Source organism: Clostridium sp. HCS.1 (genome assembly GCF_047900555.1).
In the GTDB taxonomy this organism is placed as follows: domain Bacteria; phylum Bacillota; class Clostridia; order Clostridiales; family Clostridiaceae; genus Clostridium.
This window is the reverse complement of sequence record NZ_CP170704.1, coordinates 2,855,587-2,878,936: the sequence shown is the minus strand read 5'-3', so window position 1 is coordinate 2,878,936 and position 23,350 is coordinate 2,855,587. Positions and strand designations below refer to the sequence as shown.

Annotated in this window: 18 protein-coding genes; 15 read left to right on the top strand and 3 right to left on the bottom strand. The window is 27.5% G+C overall.

Going from position 1 to position 23,350, the window contains the following annotated elements; genetic code table 11:
- Window positions 1-105 precede the first annotated feature (105 nt).
- The 4 genes from ACFYH6_RS13665 (at window position 106) to ACFYH6_RS13650 (ending at window position 5,910) form a co-directional block, all read left to right on the top strand.
- Complete coding sequence (locus tag ACFYH6_RS13665) at window positions 106-591, top strand: GNAT family N-acetyltransferase (protein ID WP_416178363.1); 486 nt, start codon at window positions 106-108, stop codon at window positions 589-591.
- A gap of 153 nt (window positions 592-744) precedes the next feature.
- A complete protein-coding gene (locus ACFYH6_RS13660; protein WP_316342368.1) occupies window positions 745-1,593 on the top strand; it encodes a patatin family protein in 849 nt (282 codons plus the stop codon).
- An 18-nt stretch (window positions 1,594-1,611) separates the two neighbouring features.
- Entirely contained in the window at window positions 1,612-2,778 is a 1,167-nt protein-coding gene (locus ACFYH6_RS13655) for an exonuclease SbcCD subunit D (RefSeq protein ID WP_416178364.1), read from the top strand.
- Window positions 2,779-5,910 carry an AAA family ATPase gene (locus ACFYH6_RS13650; protein WP_416178365.1) on the top strand — a complete coding sequence of 1,044 codons (3,132 nt, stop codon included), beginning with the start codon at window positions 2,779-2,781 and terminating at the stop codon, window positions 5,908-5,910.
- Window positions 5,911-6,015: 105 nt separating this feature from the next.
- On the opposite strand, the gene ACFYH6_RS13645 is transcribed toward ACFYH6_RS13650, so the two are convergent.
- Window positions 6,016-6,909, bottom strand: a complete 894-nt coding sequence (locus ACFYH6_RS13645; RefSeq protein ID WP_416178366.1) for an AraC family transcriptional regulator — start codon at window positions 6,907-6,909, stop codon at window positions 6,016-6,018.
- Between the two features lie 137 nt (window positions 6,910-7,046).
- Between ACFYH6_RS13645 and ACFYH6_RS13640 the strand changes: the two genes are divergently transcribed.
- From ACFYH6_RS13640 to ACFYH6_RS13605, 8 genes are all read left to right on the top strand, one after another.
- Window positions 7,047-8,387 (top strand): MATE family efflux transporter, encoded by a 1,341-nt coding sequence (locus ACFYH6_RS13640; protein WP_416178367.1) that lies wholly within the window; start codon window positions 7,047-7,049, stop codon window positions 8,385-8,387.
- 241 nt (window positions 8,388-8,628) lie between these two features.
- Window positions 8,629-10,269: a hydroxylamine reductase gene (gene hcp, locus ACFYH6_RS13635; RefSeq protein WP_416178368.1), complete on the top strand. Its 1,641-nt coding sequence runs from the start codon at window positions 8,629-8,631 to the stop codon at window positions 10,267-10,269.
- A gap of 151 nt (window positions 10,270-10,420) precedes the next feature.
- A complete protein-coding gene (locus tag ACFYH6_RS13630; RefSeq protein WP_316342362.1) occupies window positions 10,421-11,089 on the top strand; it encodes a Crp/Fnr family transcriptional regulator in 669 nt (222 codons plus the stop codon).
- A gap of 188 nt (window positions 11,090-11,277) precedes the next feature.
- Complete coding sequence (locus ACFYH6_RS13625; protein WP_416178369.1) at window positions 11,278-12,705, top strand: NAD(P)/FAD-dependent oxidoreductase; 1,428 nt, start codon at window positions 11,278-11,280, stop codon at window positions 12,703-12,705.
- 10 nt (window positions 12,706-12,715) lie between these two features.
- Window positions 12,716-13,969 carry an NAD(P)/FAD-dependent oxidoreductase gene (locus ACFYH6_RS13620; RefSeq protein WP_416178370.1) on the top strand — a complete coding sequence of 418 codons (1,254 nt, stop codon included), beginning with the start codon at window positions 12,716-12,718 and terminating at the stop codon, window positions 13,967-13,969.
- Window positions 13,970-13,981: 12 nt separating this feature from the next.
- Window positions 13,982-14,335 (top strand): DUF1667 domain-containing protein, encoded by a 354-nt coding sequence (locus tag ACFYH6_RS13615; RefSeq protein ID WP_416178371.1) that lies wholly within the window; start codon window positions 13,982-13,984, stop codon window positions 14,333-14,335.
- Between the two features lie 258 nt (window positions 14,336-14,593).
- Complete coding sequence (locus ACFYH6_RS13610; protein WP_316342358.1) at window positions 14,594-14,863, top strand: ACT domain-containing protein; 270 nt, start codon at window positions 14,594-14,596, stop codon at window positions 14,861-14,863.
- A 22-nt stretch (window positions 14,864-14,885) separates the two neighbouring features.
- A complete protein-coding gene (locus ACFYH6_RS13605; RefSeq protein ID WP_316342357.1) occupies window positions 14,886-16,241 on the top strand; it encodes a PFL family protein in 1,356 nt (451 codons plus the stop codon).
- A 196-nt stretch (window positions 16,242-16,437) separates the two neighbouring features.
- Here ACFYH6_RS13605 and ACFYH6_RS13600 read toward each other — a convergent pair whose 3' ends face one another.
- A complete protein-coding gene (locus ACFYH6_RS13600; protein ID WP_416178372.1) occupies window positions 16,438-16,764 on the bottom strand; it encodes a hypothetical protein in 327 nt (108 codons plus the stop codon).
- Window positions 16,765-17,316: 552 nt separating this feature from the next.
- Here ACFYH6_RS13600 and ACFYH6_RS13595 point away from each other — a divergent pair.
- Window positions 17,317-18,567, top strand: coding sequence for a hypothetical protein (locus ACFYH6_RS13595; RefSeq protein WP_416178373.1), 1,251 nt, complete (start codon window positions 17,317-17,319; stop codon window positions 18,565-18,567).
- A 153-nt stretch (window positions 18,568-18,720) separates the two neighbouring features.
- Here ACFYH6_RS13595 and ACFYH6_RS13590 read toward each other — a convergent pair whose 3' ends face one another.
- Entirely contained in the window at window positions 18,721-19,356 is a 636-nt protein-coding gene (locus tag ACFYH6_RS13590; protein ID WP_416178374.1) for a TrkA C-terminal domain-containing protein, read from the bottom strand.
- A gap of 253 nt (window positions 19,357-19,609) precedes the next feature.
- On the opposite strand from ACFYH6_RS13590, the gene helD reads away from it, so the two are divergent.
- Together helD and ACFYH6_RS13580 are read left to right on the top strand one after the other, a co-directional pair.
- On the top strand, window positions 19,610-21,895 hold the full coding sequence (gene helD, locus ACFYH6_RS13585; protein WP_416178375.1) for an RNA polymerase recycling motor HelD: 2,286 nt from the start codon (window positions 19,610-19,612) through the stop codon (window positions 21,893-21,895).
- A gap of 133 nt (window positions 21,896-22,028) precedes the next feature.
- Window positions 22,029-23,201: an FprA family A-type flavoprotein gene (locus tag ACFYH6_RS13580; RefSeq protein WP_416178376.1), complete on the top strand. Its 1,173-nt coding sequence runs from the start codon at window positions 22,029-22,031 to the stop codon at window positions 23,199-23,201.
- Window positions 23,202-23,350: the final 149 nt, after the last annotated feature.

Below are 23,350 nucleotides of genomic sequence, written 5' to 3'. Positions count from 1 at the left end.
TATATCATTAAATTTCTTTTTATAGTTTTTTATTTATTGTAAGTAGACAAGTAAAATATAAGAAGCTTATAATTTATATAAAATAAATAATATTGGGGGCTTAAAATGATTAGAAAAATGGAGTATAAAGATATAGATAAAGTTTTATCTATATTAGCTGAAGCAATAGTAGAAGGAAATTCAACATTTAAAAGAAAAGTTCCAACAGTTGATGATTGGGATAAAGGTCATATTCATGAGTGTAGATTTGTAAAAGTCATTAATGATGAAGTAGTAGGCTGGGTAGCCTTATCTAAGGGAAAGTCAACATCACCTGCTTATGATGGGGTTTGTGAGGTAAGCATTTATATATCTTCAAAAAACAGGGGGCAAGGTATAGGTGATGAACTTTTAAAGGCTGTTATTAAAGAAAGTGAGAATAATGGTTATTGGCTATTAGAAAGTATAATTTTCTCTGATAACACTGCTAGTATAAATTTACATATAAAAAATGGTTTTGAAGTAATTGGCAGAAGAAAATCAATAGCAAGGGATATATTTGGTAACTGGAGAGATGTAACACTTTTAGATAGAAGAAGTGATTATTATTAAAAAGGTAGGTGCAAGCTTACCTTTTTCTTCCATAAAAAATATGGAAAAGTTTTAGAATAAGTAATATATAGATAATAGTTATTTAAAAATTAAAATGATATAATTTTAAGATAATGGATATAATTACAATACATAAGATTTGGAGGAATAAATATGAATAACACATCACTTATCCTTGAAGGTGGGGGGATGAGAGGAGTTTACTCTGCTGGAGTTTTAGATTTACTTTTAGATAAGAATATAAACATTAATTATTGTATAGGCGTATCAGCAGGAGCTTGTAATTGTGTTTCTTATATTTCTAAACAAAGAAAAAGAAATTATAGAGTTAACATAAATTATATTAATGATAAAAGATACCTAAGTTTTAGTAATTTAATTAAAACTGGATCAGCCTTCGGAATGAATATGCTTTTTAACATAATACCTAATGAATTAGAGCCTTTTGATCATGAAGCTTTTATATCTTCAGGAACAAAGTTTTTAGTTGGATCTACTAATTGTGATACTGGATTACCTGAATTTTATAATATAAAGGATTTTAATAAAGATGGATACGATGCTTTAAAGGCATCTATATCACTTCCTTTAGTTGCAAAAGTAATAGAGTATGATAATAAGAAACTTATGGATGGTGGAATTGCAGCACCTATTCCAATTCAAAAAGCAATAGAAGATGGCATGGAAAAACATGTGGTTATACTAACTCAACATAAAGGTTATAGAAAAAGCAAATCAAAGATTATGCCTATAATAAAAAGAAAATATAAAAATTATAAAGGACTTATAGATGCAATGGAAAACAGATATAAGCATTATAATGATACTTTAGATTTACTAGATAAATTAGAAAAAGAGGGAAAATGCTTTATTATTAGACCTAGTATACCTTTAGAAGTAAGCAGATTTGAAAGAGATAAAAATAAGCTTGAAGCCATATATAACAGAGGATATGAGGATGCAAAAGCACTTGCAGATGATCTTATTAAGTTTTTAAATTAAATTCCTGGAGGTAAAATTATGAGAATATTTCATATGGCTGATTGGCATATAGGAAAGCTTGTTAATGGTTTCTATATGACAGAAGATCAAGAATATATTATTGAAGAATTATGTAAAGCAATTGAAGAAAAAAGACCAGATGTATTAGTAATAGCTGGAGATTTATATGATAGGTCTGTACCACCAGTACAGGCGGTGGAGCTATTAAATAAATCTTTAATAAGAATAGTGAAAGATTTAAATACTAAGGTAATAGCTTTAGCAGGAAATCATGATAGTAATGAAAGAATAGAATTTGCAAGTTCACTTTTAGCAAATAGTGGGCTTTATATATTTGGAAATTTAAAAAGAAAAATAGAGAAAGTAACTTTAGAAGATGAAAATGGAAAAGTGAATTTTTATCCAATTCCTTATGCAGATGTTCCATATGTTAGAGATTTATTTGAAGATGAAAATATAAAAAATTATGATTTAGCCATGGAAAGGATAATATCTGAAATATCAAAGGACTTTAATGAAAATGAACGTAATATAGCTATAGCTCATGGATATGTTACAGGTATAAAAGATGATGGCTTTGAGAAATTAGAAGAAAGCGACTCTGAAAAACCTTTGTCTATAGGTGGAACTGAATATATTAACTCTAAACATTTTAATATATTTAATTATACTGCTCTTGGACATTTACATGGACCACAAAAGATAGGTAGTGACAAAATAAGATACTCTGGTTCCCTTATGAAATATTCTTTCTCTGAGGTTAATCAACGAAAAGGAATTACAATAGTAGATTTAGATGCAAATGGAGAAGTTAACATTGAAATTTATGACTTAAAACCTAAGAGAGATTTTAGAGAAAAGAAGGGGACTTTAGAAGAAATATTAAGTGGATATAACCCAGAAGAAAACAATGAAGACTATTTAAAGGTTATATTAAGTGATAAGGGCGAATTATTAGATCCTATGGCTAAGCTTAGAGCTATTTATCCAAATGTTATGGAATTATCAAGAGAAGAGCGAGTAGTAAGAGAAGGTAGTAGAAGAATAGCTAATAATATAAAGGAAAAATCAAAGCTAGCATTATTTGAAGGCTTTTATAAAGATATAATGGATGAAGAATGTACTGAAGAAGAACTAGATATTATGAAACGAGTTATGGAAGCTGCAGAAAGGGGAGAAGAGTAAATGAAAATAAAAAAATTAGTTATTTCAGCCTTTGGACCCTATGCAGATATACAAGTATTAGATTTTGAAAAGTATCTTGATGATAAGAATATGTTTGTTATAACAGGTAATACTGGGGCAGGTAAAACCACAATATTTGATGCTATAAACTATGCGTTATATGGAGAAGCTAGTGGCAGTGATAGGGAAGGGAAATCACTAAGAAGTGATTTTGCAGATCCAACAACGCCAACAGAAGTTGAGCTTTGGTTTTCCCTAAGAGATAAAGACTATTATATAAAAAGATCACCTCAATACTTTAGGGCAAAGCAAAAAGGTGAGGGCTTTACTGAAAGTAAGCCAACGGCAGAAATTAAATTAAAAGATAAGACTATATCTGGCCCTAAGGAAGTCACTAAATTAGTTGAAGAAATATTAGGTATAACTTGTGATCAATTTAAACAACTTGTAATGATTCCCCAGGGAGAATTTAAAAAATTATTAAATTCTGATAGTGATAAGAAGGAAGAGATATTTAGAAAGATATTTGGAACTAAGATTTTTTCAGATATTCAACAAAATATAAAAAATGAAGCAAATAACCTAAAAAAATCCATAGAAATAGTACAAAGAGATAGAGAAAATAAGATTAGATCCTTTACTTTAAGAAATGATGATGAAGGATTAAATAATCTTATAAATAATAAGGATTTAAATATTAGCTTAATATTAGATAAGTTTAATGATTCTATAAAGAAGGATAAAGAAGAGGAAGAAGAACTAAAAATAAAGCTAGATAAAGTAAATAATGAAATTAATAGCATTTCTAAAAATTTAACCTTAGCTAAGGAAACAAACAAGAAGTTAGAGGATCTTAAAAAATATAAAGATGAATTTGACAATCTAATCTTATTAAAAGATCAGTATAAGAATAAAGAAGAAAAATTAAAATTAGCGAAAAAGGCACAAACAGCATTATCCTTTGAAGAAAAATATGAAGAAAAGAAAAGGTATCTTAATAAGTCAAAAGAAGCTTTAAAAATAAGTGAAGAAAATTTAATAAGATATAAAGAAGATTTAGAAAAGGCAGAATTAAAATTTAAAGAAGAAGTTAATAAAGAGCCTTTAAAAAATCAATTAAATAAAAAGCTAGATGAAATTGAAAAATTAAAAGAAAAATCCTTAAATTATTCAAATAATAAAGAAAAATTAGAGCTTCTTAAAGTACAATCTAAAAGTATTAGTGAAAGAATTACAATCATTAATAATAGCATAGAGAAAAATTCAAATGAATTAAAGGTACTTTCTGATGAATTAGAAAGTATAGCAAAACTAAAGGAAGAAGTTAATAAGCTAAAAATTAATGAAATTAATTATATTAGTAAGGGCGAGAAGTTAAATAAACTTTTTGTATCTTTAGATAAATGTAGAAAAGAAGTTTCAAGACATGAAAAGGGAAGTAGCTTCTATGAAAAAGCTAATAAGGACTACTTAGATAAGAAGGAAGTTTATGAAAAGTTAGAGGATATTTTTAGAAGAAATGTAGCAGGAATATTAGCAAAGGATTTAAAGGAAGGGGAACCATGCCCAGTTTGTGGTTCAACTAACCATCCATCCTTAGCTCATATTGATGTGGATAGTATAAATGAAGAAGCTGTAAAAGAAGCAAAATTAAAGTCAGAAGAAGCTTATAATACTAGAGAAAAGTATTATAGAGAGTTAACTAAAATTAAGGCGGAAATAGATTCTTTAAAAAATGATTATATTAAGCCTTTATTTGTTGAAATTTATAATGAAGATAATATTGAAGATTTAAATTATTCCATAGAAAAAGTTAATAACAGCATAAAAGTAATTAATGAAGAATTAAATTTATTAATTAATAAGAAAACTAGCATGGAAAAAGAAATTTCAAAAGAAATCGAAAAGAATAAAAGAAAGAAAGAAATTGAAATTGCTAATGAAAATTTAACAGCAGAATTAAAGGATAAGAATAATGAACTAGTTATTAAAGAAGGGGAATTTAAGTCTCAAGAAGCAAATTTAGAAAATATAATTAAGGAATTTAATGGAGAAATTAAAACCATAGATACTTTAGAAAAGGAAGAACTTAATATTAATAAAGAATTAGATAATATTAAAGAAAGTTATAATAAAGCTGAGAAGTATTTTAATGATGTAAAAACTATTTTTGATAAAGAAAATGGAAACAAAAATTCTTTAGAAGCTATGGTTAAAACTTCAGAAGAAGAATTAAATATTGCATTGGATAACTTTAAAAATAAAGTTATTGAATTAGGTTTTGAAGGATATAAAGATTATTCTGATAGTAGGCTTACAGAGGAAGAAGTAGATTTACTTGAGAATAGTATAAATCAATATAATATGAAGCTTTCTAATTCAGAGAAAATATATAATATTTCATTTGAAGGCTGTAAGGACTTAAAATTTGTAGATGTGTATTCTATTGAAGAAGAATTAAAACTAAAAAATGAAGATAAGATAATATTAGAAGAAAAGGAAAAGGAAATTTATTTAAGGGTAAATCAAAATGGTAAAATACTTGAGGATTGCAAAAGCTTCAATAAATCAATAGAAGCAGATGAAAAGAAATATAGTAATGTTGGAAAGCTAGCAAAGATAATTAATGGAGATAATCCTAGAAAAATTAGCTTTGAACGATATGTTTTAGCTGCATATTTTGAAGATATTATAACTGCTGCAAATTTAAGATTTTCTCAAATGACCTGTAATAGATTTGTACTTTTAAGAAAAGAGGAACTTGGAGATAAGAGAAAAGGACAAGGGTTAGATCTTCAAGTATTTGATAATTATACAGGAAAATCTAGGGATGTAAAAACTTTATCTGGAGGGGAATCCTTTAAAGCATCTCTTTCAATGGCATTAGGATTAGCAGATGTAGTACAAAGCTATTCAGGTGGAATACAATTAGATACTATGTTTATAGATGAAGGCTTTGGTACATTAGATCCAGAATCTTTAGATGCTGCTATAGAATGTCTAATAGAACTTCAAGGAGATGGAAGAGTAGTTGGAGTTATATCTCATGTACAAGAGTTAAAAGATAGAATAGAAGTGAAATTAGAAGTATCTTCAACAAATAAAGGAAGTAAAGCTGAATTTAAAGCTTAATATAACTCTATAATTAATAAGATTTAACATAGAAGAGGATAGATATTATATTCTGCTAACTTGGAATTTACCAAGTGGAAAGAAAGATAGTACCTACCTCTTTTTCTATAATACAAGAGAATTCTTTCTGAACTTATTTGGAGAGGTAGACATATATTTTTTAAAGGTTTTTATAAAATATGATACATCCCCGAAACCAACTTCATAAGCTATTTCTGTAATTGATAGACTTGTATTAGATAAAAGTAATGCTGCTTTTTGAATTCTAAAGTGATTTATGTATTGTGTACAAGTTTTGCTTGTTTCATTTTTAAAGAATCTTAAGAAATGATATTCACTATATTGAGCTATATCAGCTAATTCTTTAATTGAAATAGGTTTTTTGTAATTAGTTTGTATATATTTAATTACTTCCTTTAGCTTTTCAACTTTAATTAAATCATTATAATGCTCTTTTTCTATATCTATAGTTATATGATTTTCATTAAATAGCCTATAAAAAATATTAAAAAGAAATGATTTTATAGATAGTTGATAACCGTAATTTTTAGAATTAAAGCTATCAATTAGTTGCCTAAAGGAATTAATTATAGAGCTATATCCACTATCTTTATAAGTGATTATATTCTTAAATAGCAATTTGTTTTCAATTATTGGATTAATAAAGCTAATTTGAGAGTAGTCTAGGGTAGTCCCCTCAATAAGAGAAAGACTAAAAACAAGAGCTATATAAGATATTTTAGAATCCCTTAATCCAGCCATATAATGAATGGAGCCTTTAGGAATGACTATAAAATCTCCTGATGAAATAGTGAAAGTTTTAAAATCTATATGAATTTCTGAATTACCATCAATAATATATATAAATTCCATTTCGTCGTGCCAATGGGAATAAGAATCCGCTGAACTTTGGGATTCTATATTGTAAACTTGTAAGGGTAACTGGATGTTTCCATGGCTAACCTGCTCTTTAAGTTTTAAATAACTTGTATTATCCATTTTTTATAAACTCCTTTATTATTAGCAAAATACTTATATTTATAAGCAATTTTCAACGAGAATAATAGCTATATTAACAGTATAATACAAAGGAAAATAAATATCATTATGAATATACATTTTTGTGTGGAGGATTTATGGATATAAAAGTTAAAAATGATCTGAAAAAAATAACATGGCCATTATTTATTGAAATTGCCTTGTTTTCTCTTTTAGGTAGTGTAGATACTATAATGCTTGGAAAGTATTCTGACAATGCAGTAGCAGCTGTTGGAGTATCTAACCAAATAATTTGGATGTTTAATCTTCTTTTTGTAATAATAACTGCAGGAACATCTATTTTAATTGCTCAACATTTAGGTGCTAAAAGTGAGAAAGAAACTATAATTCAAGTTTCAGGAATATCAATTGGTATTAATCTTATAGTTGGAATTATTGTAAGTGCTTTAATGTTCTTAGGTGGAAGTTCTATTTTGAAGTTTTTAAATACTCCTGCTGAAATAATTGAATATGGACGTCAATATTTATATATAGTTGGGGGATTTTTATTCTTTCAATCTATAATGATGACTTTTACGGCTATATTAAGAGCCCATAGCTTAACAAAGATATGTATGAAAGTAACTATAACAATTAATATAATTAATATTGCACTAAATTATATTTTAATATTTGGAAAGCTAGGATTTCCAGTAATGGGAGTTGCAGGGGCAGCTATGGCAACTACTATAAGTAAGGCTGTAGGAGTAATAATTTTAGGTAAAATAACCTTTAATTTAATATTTAAGAAAGCATCTATTAATATGTTTAGGCCATTTCCTAAAGAACAATTTTTAAATATATTAAAAATAGGAATCCCTTCAGCAGCAGAAAATATTTCATATAATTTTTCACAAATAGTTGTAACTAGTTTTATAAACTTATTAGGCCCTAATAGTATGGCAACTAAGAGTTACATAGGAACAATAGTTTGTTTTAGTTTCATTTTTGCTTCAGCAATTGGACAAGGCGGAGGTATAATGATAGGTAGATTTATAGGAAATAAAGATGAAGATAATGCCTATAAGTTATGTATGTATACTATAAAAAAAGCAGTACTAGTATCTATAGTTATAAGCCTTATAATTTCAGTAGTAGGACGAGGAGTAATTGGTATTTTAACTAACAATGAAGAGATAATAGCTATTGCATCCATTATATTTATAATAGAAATTTTCTTGGAACCAGGTAGATGCACTAATCTTGTTGGAATAAATGGACTAAGGGCTGCAGGAGACGTAAGATTTCCAGTATATATAGGTGTATTTTCAATGTGGACATTTGGAGTAGGATTATCATATATACTTGGAATAAGATTTGGACTAGGATTAGTAGGGGCTTGGATTGGATTTGCAGTTGATGAATGCTTTAGAGCTATCCTTGTAGTAATAAGATGGAAAAGTGGCAAATGGAGAGGAAAGTCCTTTATCAAGAATTAAATATTAAATACTAAAGTCTTTTAAAAATAATAATCAGCTATTTTTAAAAGACTTTTTTTGTTTCTAAATTATAAAGTTTAATCTTTTATTTATAGAGTTTATATATTGATAAATTAATGGGAATAAAAAATAAATATATTTTTCATTCAAACGTAACTAATGTTACCGAGATAATTGATTAATATAAATATAATATAGCCATAAGATAAATAATTAATTAAAAACAAGGGGGATTTATCATATGGAAAATAAAATGTTTTGCTTTCAATGTCAAGAAACAGCAGGATGTACTGGATGTACTAAGTTTGGGGTTTGTGGAAAATCACCAGAATTAGCAAGAATGCAAGATTTATTAGTATATACAACAAAAGGATTATCAGAAGTAACTACAAGACTTAGAAAAGAAGGAAAAGAGATTTCAAAAGAAATAAATCATTTTATTACATTAAACTTATTTACAACTATAACTAATGCTAACTTTGATGATGAAATATTCTACGAAAGAGTAAGAAGAGTTTTAGAAATAAAGGAAGAGTTATTAAATAAATTATCAAATAAAGATGGATTATCAGAAGCTGCATTATGGACAGCTACTACAAGAGAAGAATATGATGCTAAATCTACAGAAGTTGGTGTATTAGCAACTAAGGATGAAGATATTAGAAGTTTAAGAGAACTTATAACTTATGGATTAAAAGGATTATCTGCTTATATGAAACATGCAAATGAATTAAGCTATGATAATGAAGAAATAAGCGCATTTATGCAAGAAACTTTAGCTAAATTATTAAATGATAATTTAACTGCTGATGAATTAGTTGCCTTAACTTTAGAAACTGGTAAGGTTGGGGTAGATGGTATGGCTCTACTTGATAGTGCAAATACTGGAACTTATGGACATCCAGAGATGACAAAGGTTAATATAGGAGTTAGAAACAACCCAGGAATATTAGTTTCAGGTCATGACTTAAAGGATTTAGAACAATTATTAGAGCAAACAGAAGGAACAGGAGTAGATGTTTATACTCACTCAGAAATGTTACCAGCTCACTACTACCCAGCATTTAAGAAATATGATCACTTTGTAGGAAACTACGGAAATGCATGGTGGAAGCAAAAAGAAGAATTTGAAAGCTTCAATGGACCAATTTTAATGACTACTAACTGTATAGTACCACCAAAGGATAGCTATAAAGATAGAGTTTTCACAACTGGAGCAGCAGGATTCCCAGGATGTAAGCATATAGATGGAATAGATGGACAAACTAAAGATTTCTCAGAAATAATTGAACTTGCTAAAACATGCAAGGCTCCAACAGAAATAGAAAAGGGAGAAATCATTGGAGGATTTGCTCATAATCAAGTATTTGCTTTAGCAGATAAGGTTGTAGATGCTGTTAAATCAGGAGCTATTAAGAAGTTCTTTGTTATGGCAGGATGTGACGGAAGAGCTAAGTCAAGAAATTACTACACAGACTTTGCAAAGGCACTTCCAAAGGATACTGTAATATTAACAGCAGGATGTGCTAAATATAAATATAATAAATTAGATTTAGGTGATATTGGTGGAATTCCAAGAGTTTTAGATGCAGGACAATGTAATGATTCATATTCATTAGCATTAATAGCATTAAAGCTTAAAGAAGTATTCGAATTACAAGATATAAATGAATTACCAATAGCATTTAATATTGCATGGTATGAGCAAAAAGCTGTAATAGTATTACTATCATTATTATACCTTGGAGTTAAGAATATCCACTTAGGACCTACATTGCCAGCATTCCTTTCACCAAATGTTGCTAAAGTATTAGTTGAAAACTTTGGTATTGGTGGAATAACTAATGTTGAAGATGATATAAAAATGTTTATGGAAATGTAATTTGAATTTTTATAAAAATTTAATAATAATTTTTAACTAGGGGCTGTTGCGACAGCCCCTTTTATTTGCTATTATATGATATAAAATATAGAACCTAATATAAGTATAAATAAAATTCTTTATTTAAAGGCAAAAAGAAGGGAATAAATAGATGATTGAAGTTTTAAAAAATACATGTTTTTTTAAGGGTATTTCATATGAGGAAATAGAGAGTATTTTAAAAAGTGAACTTTATTTAGTAAGGGATTATAAGAAAAATGAAGTTATAGCTAATCAAGGAGAAAAGTGTAATAGCTTATCAGTAATTCTTGAGGGAAAGGCTGTAATACAAACAATATATGAAAATGGGAAAGTATTAACATTATCTAATTTTAATGTAAGCGATGTGTTTGCAGAAGCCCTTTTATTTTCAAAGGATAAAGAATATCCTGCAACAGTAATGGCTCTTGAAAATTGTAAAATATTATCTTTTCCAAGAAACAGTGTTTTAGGAATAATGCAAAAAAATACTAAGTTTGCTGAAAATATGTTAGAACTTTTATCTCAGAAAATAGTTATTTTAAATAGAAAAATTAATCTTATAGAGTTAGATTCTATTAGAAGAAAAATATGTAAGTTACTATTAGATAATTATAAGAGAAATAATACCTATGTATATAAAATAGAGTCTAAGAAAGAACTTGCTGAAGAATTAGGAATTCCAAGACCTTCACTTTCAAGGGAATTAATAAAAATGAAGGGTATGGGATTAATAGATTTTAATTTAAAAGAGATTAAAATTATTGATCTTGAATCCTTAGAAGATGAATTTTTCTTATAAAATAAATAATTTAAAACTATATACAGATTATTAAATATATGTTAGAATTATACTATAATTTATTTAATGTGCTGAGAGATTTAGAGATAAGCATGAGGATAAGGAGTACTCCTATTTTTATGCTTTTTTTGTCGTGTAAAAAGCAAATAATAAGGGGAATATAAATAATATTTTAGGGAGGTAATAATATGTATGACGTTATAATAATAGGAGCTGGGGTAATTGGAGCATCTATTTTTAGAGAATTAACTAAGTTTAATTTAAAGATTGCTATTTTAGAAAAAGAAAATGATGTAGCAATGGGGACTACAAAAGCAAATTCAGCAATAATTCATGCTGGATATGACCCAGAGTATGGAACGTTAATGGCTAAGTACAATGTTATTGGAAATGAAATGTTTGAAGGTTTATGCAAGGAGTTATCAGTACCTTTTACTAGAAATGGATCCTTAGTGCTTGCTTTTGATGAAAACGATATGAAAGTAATAAAACATTTATATGATAATGGAGTTAAAAATAATGTAAAAGGATTAACAATATTAACTAATGAAGAGGTTTTAAAACTTGAACCAAATATAAATGATAATATTTATGGAGCTTTATATGCACCAACTGGTGGAATTGTTGGACCTTTTGAGTATACTATTGCGTTAGTTGAAAATGGAGTTAAAAATGGTGGAGAAGTTAGGCTTAATTCTGAAGTAGTATCAATAACAAAGGCTGATGTATTTACAATTAAGTTAAAAAGTAGTGAAGAAATAAAGACTAAATATGTTATAAATGCAGCTGGAGTTTATGCAGACAAAATTCATAATATGATTTGTGAAGAAAGCTTTAAGATAACTCCGATTAGAGGAGAATATTATGTGTTAGATAAAGATGAAGGAAAGAATTTTAAAAATACTATTTTCCAATGTCCATCAAAGCTTGGTAAGGGAGTTTTAGTTGCTCCAACTGTTCATGGAAATTTAATTGTTGGACCTAATGCAGAGGAACTAGATGAAAAGGATTCTTTAAAAACTACAGCTGAAGCTTTAGATTTTATTAGAGCCACTGCAATAAAGACAACAAATAAGGTTAATTTCAGAAATGCAATTAGAAATTTTGCAGGATTAAGAGCAGATGCTGATAAAGGTGATTTTATTATAGAAGAAAATGATAAAGTAAAAGGATTTATTGATGTTTCAGGAATTAAGTCTCCAGGGCTATCAGCTGCACCAGCTATTGCAATTGATGTAGTTGAAATGTTAAAAAATTCTGGCTTAAACTTAGTTAAAAATAATAATTTTAATCCATATAGAAAACAAATTAGATTTATGGAATTATCTACAGATGAAAAGAAAGAAATTATTAAAGAAAATAAGAATTATGGCAGAATAATATGTAGATGTGAGGAAATTACAGAAGGAGAAATAGTAGATGCCATTAATAGAGCCTTTGGACATATTTCTTTAGATGGAATAAAGAGAAGATGCAGACCAGGAATGGGAAGGTGCCAAGGAGGATTTTGCGGCCCTCGTGTTCAAGAAATAATTGCAAGAGAATTAAATATACCACTTGAAAGTATAGAACTAGAAAAAGACGGTTCATATATATTAACTGGAAAGTCAAGGTAGGAGGGGTATTATGATATATGATTTAATAGTAGTTGGAGGGGGACCAGCTGGACTTGCAGCTGCATATGAAGCCTTTTCAAATGGAGTAAATAATATTTTAATTATAGAAAGAGATAAAGAACTTGGAGGAATACTAAATCAATGTATTCATAATGGATTTGGTCTTCATACCTTTAAAGAAGAATTAACTGGACCAGAATATGCAAATAGATTTATTAAGCTTGTACAAGATACAAATATTGAAATAAAATTAGATACTATGGTTTTAGAAATAGAAGAAGATAAAAAAATTCATGCTATTAACACTGAAGATGGATATATGATTTTAGAAGCAAAATCTATTATTTTGGCTATGGGTTGTAGAGAGAGAACTAGAGGAGCTATTGGTATTCCTGGAGATAGACCTTCTGGAATATTTACTGCAGGAGCAGCACAAAGATATATTAATATTGAAGGATATATGCCAGGGAAAGAAGTAGTTATTTTAGGTTCTGGTGATATTGGATTAATTATGGCTAGAAGAATGACCTTAGAAGGAGCAAAGGTTAAGGCAGTAGTTGAACTTATGCCTTATTCAAATGGATTAAATAGAAATATTGTTCAATGTTTAAATGATTATGATATTCCACTTTATTTATCTCATACAGTAACAGATATTATTGGAGATAAGAGAATAGAAAAAGTAATTATTTCAAAGGTTGATGAAAATAGAAAGCCTATTAAAGGAAGTGAAATAGAATTTTCCTGTGATACCTTATTATTATCAGTAGGGTTAATACCAGAAAATGAATTATCTAAAAAAGTAGGTGTTAATTTAGATAATAGAACAAGTGGATTAATTGTAACAGAAAGTATGGAAACTAACATTGATGGTATTTTTGCTTGTGGTAATGTAGTTCATGTGCATGATTTAGTGGACTTTGTTACAGAAGAAGCTAAACGTGCTGGAAAGGCAGTTGCAAAATATTTAGGAAATTCATTAGAAAAGAAAAATTATATTAATATTAGAAATGCAAATGGAATTAGTTACACAGTACCTCAAAAGATATCTGCCAATGACATAGATGATAATTTAACTATTTTTATGAGAGTTAATAATGTTTATAAGGATATGATTATAAAAGTTATGTCAGGAGATAAAGTAGTTAGAAAATTAAAGAAGAAGCATCTAGCTCCAGCTGAAATGGAAAGAGTAGTAATTAATAAAGAATTATTAAAGGACTTAAATGAAGATATAATAATATCTTTAGAGGAAGTAAATTAAGGGGGGAGCAAAGTGGAAAAAGAATTAATTTGTATATGTTGTCCTATGGGATGTCATCTAAAAGTAAATATAGAAGAAAATAAAGTAAGTGGCAATGGATGTAATAGAGGAGTTGATTATGGATTAAATGAAGTTACTAATCCAGTTAGAGTAGTAACAACAACTATCAAAGTTAATAATGCTGAACTTTCTGTACTTCCTGTAAAGACTAAAGGAGAAATTCCTAAGGGATTAATATTTAAATGTATGGAAGAATTAAAGAAGTTAGAAGTAGATGCACCTGTAAAAATAGGAGATGTAGTTTTATCAAATATTTTAGATACAGGAATAGACATTGTAAGTTGTAGAGATTTAAAAAAAATTTAATAAAACACTTAGAATATAAAACTAATTTTAAATTATAAAATAATATTTCAAATTCATTATAAATTGAAATATTTCATTCACTTTAAAGTGTATCTAATAATTTTACTATGGCTTGAAGTTAATACAAGATCATGGTGAAATTCATAGATACACTTTTTATTTAGTAAAATTATATGTGTTTGACAACATTTAACACTAAGTATAAAATTATATTAACTTTTTGGGTAAAATAAAAAAATAAGGTAGGAGTTGAAGATTATGAAGGCTATTTTAACAGTAATAGGAAGAGATAAGGTTGGTATTATTGCAGGAGTTAGCGGTGAATTATTAAAGTTAAACATCAATATTTTAGATGTTAATCAAACTATAATGGACAAGTATTTTACAATGATAATGATGTTAGACTTAAAGGAATCTAATTCAAGCTTTGATATAATAAAGAGTTCCTTAGTATCCAAAGGTGAAGAATTAGGTGTTAAAGTTAAAATTCAAAGAGAAGAAATATTTAATTCTATGCACACTTTATAATTGAAGGATAGGGAGGATAGATATGAATAGTAATAATATATTAGAAACTATAAAAATGATAGAAGAAGAAAAACTTGATATTAGAACTATAACTATGGGAATTTCTTTATTAGATTGTATAGATTCAGATGGAGATAAAGCTAGAGAAAAAATTTATAATAAAATTGTTAGTAGTGCTAAAGACCTTGTGAAAGTTGGTAAGGAAATTGAAAATGAGTTTGGAATTCCAATAGTGAATAAGAGGGTATCAGTTACTCCAATTTCTATAATTGCTGGTGCTACAGATGACAAGGATTATGTGAAATTTGCACAAACCTTAGATAAGGCAGCAGAAACATTAGGTGTAGATTTTATTGGCGGTTTTTCAGCACTAGTTCAAAAGGGATATACTAAAGGTGATAAAATACTTATTAACTCAATTCCAGAAGCTTTAGCAAAGACAACTAAGGTTTGTTCATCTGTAAATGTGGGATCCTCTAGAAGTGGAATTAATATGGATGCTGTAAGAGAAATGGGAGAAATAATTAAAAAAACAGCTGAATATACTAAAGAAACTAAGGGCTTTGGATGTGCTAAACTAGTAGTATTCTGTAATGCTGTTGAAGATAATCCTTTTATGGCAGGAGCCTTCCATGGTGTAGGAGAAGCTGATAAAGTAATAAGTGTTGGCGTAAGCGGACCAGGAGTTGTTCAAAGAGCTTTGGAAAAAGTAAAAGGGGAATCCTTTGATGTAGTTGCAGAAACTATTAAGAAAACAGCATTTAAAATCACTAGAATGGGGCAATTAGTAGCAAAAGAAGCTTCAGAAAGATTAGGAGTGACCTTTGGAATAGTAGATTTATCATTAGCGCCAACTCCAGCAGTAGGAGATTCAGTTGCACATATATTAGAAGAAATGGGTCTAGAAGTAGTTGGAACTCATGGAACTACAGCAGCACTAGCTTTATTAAATGATGCAGTTAAAAAAGGTGGAGTAATGGCATGTAGTCATGTAGGCGGTTTAAGTGGAGCATTTATACCAGTTTCTGAAGATGCAGGTATGATAGATGCTGTATTAAAGGGCTCATTAAATTTAGAAAAATTAGAAGCTATGACTGCAATATGTTCAGTAGGATTAGACATGATTGCAGTTCCAGGAGATACGAGCGCAGAAACAATAGCAGCAATGATAGCAGATGAATCAGCAATAGGTATGATAAATAATAAAACTACAGCTGTAAGAATTATTCCAGCACCTGGATGTAAAGTTGGAGATATGGTGGAATTTGGGGGATTATTAGGAACTGCTCCAGTAATGCCTGTAAATAAATATTCATCTTCATTGTTCATCCAAAGAGGAGGAAGGATACCAGCACCAATTCATTCATTCAAAAATTAATGAAGGAATTAAAAAATGAAAGAATTAATGGTGTTGTGCTATGCAAAACTTAAAATATATTTATATGAAGAGGCTTTAATTTAAGGCTCTGTTTTAAACTGATGTTGATAATGGAAAGTATAAAAGTGGATAAATTTATTTATCCACTTTTAATTAGCAATAGTTTAAATTTATTCACTAAATTGAAATTGGTTTTTCATTTTTCTACTCTTTTATAAATTGTTCCATCCCAAGAAGAATAAACTGCTATATATTCATAATTGGGATATTCCTTTATCTCATATATTTTTTTGCCATTATCCATCTTACAAATCAAAATATTTGAAATAGTATACTTCTCATTAGGACTGCCATAACAATACTCTTTTCCATTTAAATAAATTGATTCCAATTGTTGTACAGCCTCGTTTTTATAGCTTTTGTTATGTAAAACTCTATACCCAAATAAAGTTATAATCAAAATTATAACGATTCCTCCCAAAAGTAATATACTTATATTCGGTCTTCTATCTTCTCTATCCAAAACAATCCCCCTACAAATTTCTATTTATCGCCAATTTCATATTACTAATTACGTATTATAATACAGTTGCATAATAGTATATTTTTATTATACATTTATATGGAATATAATTCCATAAGGAATAAAAACAATATACCATTGTTGAAAAAAGTTAATAATTATCAACATTAAATAAAACAGAGCCTAATTTAAAAATCTTTTAAGGATTTTTACCATAATTTTTTCATTCCTTCATTCTTTCATTTTTCATTCATTTTGCTTCGCAAAATACACCTATGGTGTATAATATAAATGGAAGAATTATCAAAAGAGAAGACAGTTAATAGTGTTTTCTCTTTTATTATTTTAGGGGGAATTTATGAGGTGTGTTGTAATACATGGAAGTCCAAGGAGAGGTAATTCTTGGAGGGTATTAAATATTGCAAAAGAGGAATTGAAGAAAATATAGTTGGACTTTTTAAAAGGGCTATAGGTAATGTAGCTTATAATTTAATTGGTAGTAAAGTTAAGAATTAATAAAGTTAATATAACATTAGACTTGGGGGATTAAAAATGGATTTTATAAACTCTATATATTTAAAGTGTAGTGAACAATGGTGGAAGTCAGATAGAAATTTTAATTTAGATATGAAAAAATATACTAAGGAAGAAAAGAAAAATAAAGAAAAAAACTTAGATAAATATATAGACTTAATAATTAAAAAATTAAATGAATTTCCTGAAGAAGATACTAAAAAGGAAAAATGGGAAAATGAATTTAATTATATAATTGATAGTTTTATTGAAAGTGAAAAAGAAACCTTTAAGCTTGGAATAATAAATAAAGGCATTAAGGAGGACTTTTTTAATAGTACTAAAAGCTTTATAAGAGAGGCGAAAAAATTTAATAAAAGCTTAAGTTATATGGATATAGGGCAAGCAATGAGAAATGTTTGGATAGTAAATATACTTCAAGCAGCCTTTGGAGAAAAGGTAAGATTGTCTAAAGCTATCTTTGGTTATAGTATGCTATATCCATATACGGATAACTATTTGGATAATACAGATATAAATAATATAGAAAAGAAAAATTTCAATAATAATTTAAAGAGACGATTAAAGGGAGAAATCATAAAAGTTGAAAACTACTATGAAGAATCTGTTTATAAATTAGTTAGCAAAATAGAAGAGGATTTTGAAAGAGACAATTATTGCGAATTATACGAAGCTTTGCTTTCCATTCATGAAGGGCAAATAAAGAGTTTAAAACAGCAAGAAGTTATTACTATTCCCTATGAAGAAGATATTTTAGGAATATCCATTGAAAAGGGGGGGGCATCAGTTTTAGTAGATGGCTTTTTAACAAAAGGTAAAATAAATAAAGAGGAAATATCCTTTTGCATTTTTTATGGATTTATGCTTCAATTAGCAGATGATTTACAAGATATTAAAGCTGATATAGATAATAGTCATACAACAATTATGTCCCAATTAGCACCCAAATATAATTTAGATAATATAGTAAATAAATTAATTAATTTTACAGTTAGTCTTTTAGAAGAAGAAAGCTGTTTTAAGGGAGAAAATATACCAGAATTAAAGGAACTTATAAAAACAAATTGCATAATGCTAATATTATTTTCAGTGATATTAAGTAAGGAGTTTTTTTCAGCTCAATATATAAAGGATATAAATGAATATTTACCATTCTCAATAAAATATATTGAAAATATTAAATTTAAAGTAAGAAAAAAGTTTAAGAAAATAGAATTTGAAGATGCAATTAATTATATATTAGAAAGGAGCTGTCGCAACAGCTCCTAAATTAAAAATGTAGAATGTAAAATGTAGAATTATTGATGTAATTCCAAAGGAATTACTAAAAAGATATATATTTTAGAAACTCCTAAGGGAGTTTCTTCTTTAATTTTACATTTTTCATTATTCATTTTACATTGTGCGACAGCTCCTATTTTTTTACTTGGAAGATAAAGGTAAAGAAATATAATCTTTAACTGTTTCTATAACAGAATCTTCGCCAACATAAACTATTATGTCATTTGAATTAATTTTAAAGTAGGGTCCTGGGGATAAAAATAAATCTCCATCTCTCTTAACAGCAATTATAGTAGCTTTAGTATTATGCCAAAAATTAAGTTCACCAATGCTTTTTCCAACAGCAAAGCTATCTTTTTCAACTATACTTTCAAAAGGAATTATAGATCCTACATTTCTTAATTGAGTAGCAAATTGAATTACGCTATTGATATTTTTTTCTAATTTATCATCAATTTCTTTTCTTTGCTTTATTAATTCAAAAGTTTCATTATTTAAATATGTAAAGTCAGTTTTAGTTTTAAATTTATTTAAAAACTCTTTAGCAGAATTCTTATCATTTATTATAATTCCGCTTTTTTCATTAATTGTAACAACATTCATGTCCTTTAGAAGGGCTAAGGATCTCCTAATTGTTTCAGGAGATACATTATAAATACTAACTAAAGTTGTACGACCGGTTATTTTTTCTCCTTCTACAAATTGGTTATTAACAATTCTATGAGCTATGTCAACAGCTATTTTTATGTAGTTAGGTGTTTTAGTTTGTTTATACAATTTTATCCGCTCCTTTATATACAAATTCTAACATATAATATTAGAAAGTGAAATCCTTATTTATTTTACAATTAATATAAAATATTAAAAATAAAAGAATAAGAACTACTTTTAAAGCAGATAATTTTAATATATGAACAGATAGGAAATACAACTATAATTTACTAGTTTATTGCATTAAACTGCTATTTAATTGAATTTAGATATAACTTATTCTATAATTAATTTAATAGTTTTAATAAGAGGTATTTGTATGAAGAAAGAAGGTTTATTTTTAGAAAAAGAAATTCTTGAAGAAAAAAGGAAAAAAATCAATGAAGAGCTTTTAGAGAAGAAAAGAAGCTTCGAAGTTATAGATAAAAAATTAAAGCTTTTAACCAAGGAATCAAGAGGAAGTTATAACGAAGAAAAAGAAACCACTGAAAAAATTTATTCGGTTCTTAAAAAAGATATTAGTAGCTATGAAGAAGCAATTAAGGCACCATACTTTGGAAGAGTAGATTTTAGAGAAAAGAAATCACAAGAAGAAAGTATATATATTGGTAAACAATCCGTAAGTTCAAGTCAAGATGGAGAAGAAATAGTAGTAGATTGGAGAACTCCAGTAGCAGATCTTTATTATAGTGGGACTGGAGGATACGCATATTATAAGTCCCCAAATGGAATAATAGAAGGTAACTTATCTTTAAAAAGAAAATTCTTGTTTAAGGAAGACTCCCTAGAAGATATATTTGATGAAGGCATAAATGAAATTATTATTAAGAGTGGATTAGAAGAAGATGAGCTAGTGGATGAATTCTTAAAGATTAATCTAGAAGAAAGTAGAGGTAAGAAGTTAAAGGAAGTAGTAGCTACTATTCAAAAGGAGCAAAATGACATAATTAGATGGCCAAAGAATTTACCTATAATAGTTCAGGGGTCAGCAGGTTCAGGCAAAACTACCGTAGCATTACATAGATTAGCATACTTAATTTATCGATATTCAGATAGTATTAAGGGAAAAGATATATTAGTTTTAGCTCCAAATAAGTTATTTTTAGATTATATATCAGACATATTGCCTAATCTTGGTGTAGGGGAAGTTAATCAAACTACATTCCAAGACTTAGCACTTAAGCACTTAAAAATTAAATCTAAAATTAAGGGCAAAGATGAGAAGCTAAAGGATATTATTGAGGCTGATAATATAGAGAAATGTAACTATGTTGTTAATTCATCTAAGATTAAAGGAACTTTAACTTTTAAAAGTATAATAGATAGATATTTAGCTTTATTAGAAGGTGCTTCATTAGATATAAATGATATTACTGTAGAGGATTATATTTTATTTGGTAAAAGAGAAATAATGAGGCTTTATTTAAAAGATTTAAAAAGCTATCCAATTAATAAAAGAAAAGATGAAATAAAGAGATATTTATCATTAAAGTTAAAAGAAAAGATTCAATTACTTTGCTTACAAGTAGATTTAGATTGGGATATAAAGATTAAGGAAGTAAAAAGAGAATTAGAAGATTGCAATGAAAGAAGAGAAAAGCTTATAAAAATATACTCAGAAAGAGATGAAATAAAAAATAATATAATAAATAATTCTAAAAAAATTATGAATGAGTATTTTAAAAATTGGAGAGGTATAACTTCAAAAGATATTTATTATGACTTATTCAGAAATGAAGAATATTTTGAAATTGCTACTTTAGGGAAAATTCCTAGTGATCTTGCAAAGTTTATGAAGGAAGAATTAGAACATAACAATGAAAAGGGTATAATAGATGAAGATGATTTAGCTCCACTTATGTATATAAATATATTGCTAGAAGGTGTTGCTGAAAAAGATAAATATTCACATATTGTAGTGGATGAAGCACAAGATTATAATCCTTTTCAAATTTATTTGGTAAATAGATTAACTAAGGGAAACTCTCTAACTTTAGTTGGGGATATAGCACAAGGAATTTATTATTATAAAGGACTTAAAACTTGGGATGATATAGTTGATAGAGTTTTTGAAGGTAAGGCTACATATATACAATTAACCCAAAGTTATAGATCAACAGTTGAAATAATTGATTTTGCTAATGAGGCTTTAATTTCGCAAAATTTAAACTTGAAAAATGCCAAACCAGTTTTAAGACATGGAGATGCTCCAAAGATAGTAAAATGTAGTTCAGATAAAGAGGCTGCTATAAAAATAAAAGATATTGTTGAGGAAATTATTAATAATGGTAAAAATAGTATAGCTATTATAACTAAAACCTTAGAGGAAGGTAAAAAGTTAGAAAAAATTATAAAGAAGGAAACTAATTTGAAACTTTCATTAATAAAAGGAAGTGAAAAAGAGAATACTGATGATATAATTATCATTCCATCTTATTTAACTAAAGGATTAGAATTTGATGCAACTATAGTATATAATCCAAGTGATAAAAATTATAATGACAATATTTTAGATAAAAGACTTTTATATGTTTCTTTAACAAGAGCCCTACATTATGAATATATTATACAAATTAATGAACTAACGAAATTGATTAAATCTTAATAATATTTAATAAAAGGTAAAGTTATAGAAAAATATATACAATATACACATTTTGTAATTGTTTGATAAATAAGATTATGATAAAATGTTACCAAGAAATGAACTAATAGATTAGTATTGTGGAGGCAACTATATGGTACAAGAAAAATTAAAAGACAATATTTATTGGGTAGGAGTTAAGGATCCTAATTTAAAGGTCTTTGATATAATAATGGAAACAAAAAAAGGAACAACCTATAATTCCTATGTTATTAAGGATGAAAAAGTAGCAGTAATAGACACAGTAAAAACAGGTTTTTATGACGAATTTAAGGAAAATTTAGTATCAGTTATTGGAGACAAAAAAGTTGACTATATTATAGTTCAACATACAGAATTAGATCATAGTGGTTCTTTAATTAATTTAATAAAAGATTACCCTGAAGTTACTATAGTTGGTTCAAAGGCAGCCATAATATATTTAAAGAATATCTTAAATAGAGAATTTAAATATATTGAAGCTAAAGAAGAAATTAAGCTTGGAGAAGTTACTCTGCAGTTTATACCTGCTCCCAATTTACATTGGCCAGACACTATGTTTACTTATGTAAAAGAAAGAAAATTACTATTTACATGTGATTTTACAGGCTCTCATTATTGTCCTAAGGGTGGAATAATGTCAAGTTTAGATGAGGATTATTTTGCTGAAATGAAATATTATTTTGAATGTATAATGGGACCATTTAAGAAATTTGTGTTAATGGGACTTGATAAGATTAAGAATTTAGAAATTGTGTGTATTGCTACAAGCCATGGACCAGTGCATATGGATAATATAGATAAAATATTAGATCTATATAAAGAATGGGCAACTGAAGAAGAAATAGATGAAAAAAGAATAGAAATATTCTATATTTCTGCTTATGGAAATACAGAAGAAATGGCTAAATTCTTAAAAGAAAAAATAGAAGCAAAAGGGTATGTAGCTAATTTAACAGAAATTACTGAAAACCCATTAGAAGAAAGTATAGCTAAGCTAGAAAGAGCAAAGGGTTTTATGATTGGATCACCTACAATAAATCAAGATGCTGTTAAACCTGCTTGGGATTTATTATCATTAGTTAGTCCAATAATTAATAGAGGAAAAGTTGCTATGTCTTTTGGTTCTTATGGATGGAGTGGCGAAGGTGTAAAAATGCTTACATCAAGACTTAAGGATTTAAAGCTTAAAGTAGTAGAACCAGGATTATCATTTTGTTTTGTACCATCAGATGAAGAATATAAAAAAGCTGAAGAAGCAATTGAAAAATTTTTAAGTTTAATGTAATACAAAGTAATATTAATAAAATTTAAAAATTCATAAATAAACTTTTTAAGAAATGAAAATAAATTTAAACATTTTAATCTAGAGCTATTTAAAAGCATTGAAAAACTTTATGTTTTTCAATGCTTTTTTTATACAGCTGATTTTTTGTA

What these genes read in the sequence shown, in the direction of transcription:
- ACFYH6_RS13665 (WP_416178363.1), top strand. Translation starts at nt 106, where the DNA reads ATGATTAGAAAAATGGAGTATAAAGATATAGATAAAGTTTTATCTATA.
- ACFYH6_RS13660 (WP_316342368.1), top strand. Translation starts at nt 745, where the DNA reads ATGAATAACACATCACTTATCCTTGAAGGTGGGGGGATGAGAGGAGTT.
- ACFYH6_RS13655 (WP_416178364.1), top strand. Translation starts at nt 1,612, where the DNA reads ATGAGAATATTTCATATGGCTGATTGGCATATAGGAAAGCTTGTTAAT.
- ACFYH6_RS13650 (WP_416178365.1), top strand. Translation starts at nt 2,779, where the DNA reads ATGAAAATAAAAAAATTAGTTATTTCAGCCTTTGGACCCTATGCAGAT.
- ACFYH6_RS13645 (WP_416178366.1), bottom strand. Translation starts at nt 6,909, where the DNA reads ATGGATAATACAAGTTATTTAAAACTTAAAGAGCAGGTTAGCCATGGA.
- ACFYH6_RS13640 (WP_416178367.1), top strand. Translation starts at nt 7,047, where the DNA reads ATGGATATAAAAGTTAAAAATGATCTGAAAAAAATAACATGGCCATTA.
- hcp (WP_416178368.1), top strand. Translation starts at nt 8,629, where the DNA reads ATGGAAAATAAAATGTTTTGCTTTCAATGTCAAGAAACAGCAGGATGT.
- ACFYH6_RS13630 (WP_316342362.1), top strand. Translation starts at nt 10,421, where the DNA reads ATGATTGAAGTTTTAAAAAATACATGTTTTTTTAAGGGTATTTCATAT.
- ACFYH6_RS13625 (WP_416178369.1), top strand. Translation starts at nt 11,278, where the DNA reads ATGTATGACGTTATAATAATAGGAGCTGGGGTAATTGGAGCATCTATT.
- ACFYH6_RS13620 (WP_416178370.1), top strand. Translation starts at nt 12,716, where the DNA reads ATGATATATGATTTAATAGTAGTTGGAGGGGGACCAGCTGGACTTGCA.
- ACFYH6_RS13610 (WP_316342358.1), top strand. Translation starts at nt 14,594, where the DNA reads ATGAAGGCTATTTTAACAGTAATAGGAAGAGATAAGGTTGGTATTATT.
- ACFYH6_RS13605 (WP_316342357.1), top strand. Translation starts at nt 14,886, where the DNA reads ATGAATAGTAATAATATATTAGAAACTATAAAAATGATAGAAGAAGAA.
- ACFYH6_RS13595 (WP_416178373.1), top strand. Translation starts at nt 17,317, where the DNA reads ATGGATTTTATAAACTCTATATATTTAAAGTGTAGTGAACAATGGTGG.
- helD (WP_416178375.1), top strand. Translation starts at nt 19,610, where the DNA reads ATGAAGAAAGAAGGTTTATTTTTAGAAAAAGAAATTCTTGAAGAAAAA.
- ACFYH6_RS13580 (WP_416178376.1), top strand. Translation starts at nt 22,029, where the DNA reads ATGGTACAAGAAAAATTAAAAGACAATATTTATTGGGTAGGAGTTAAG.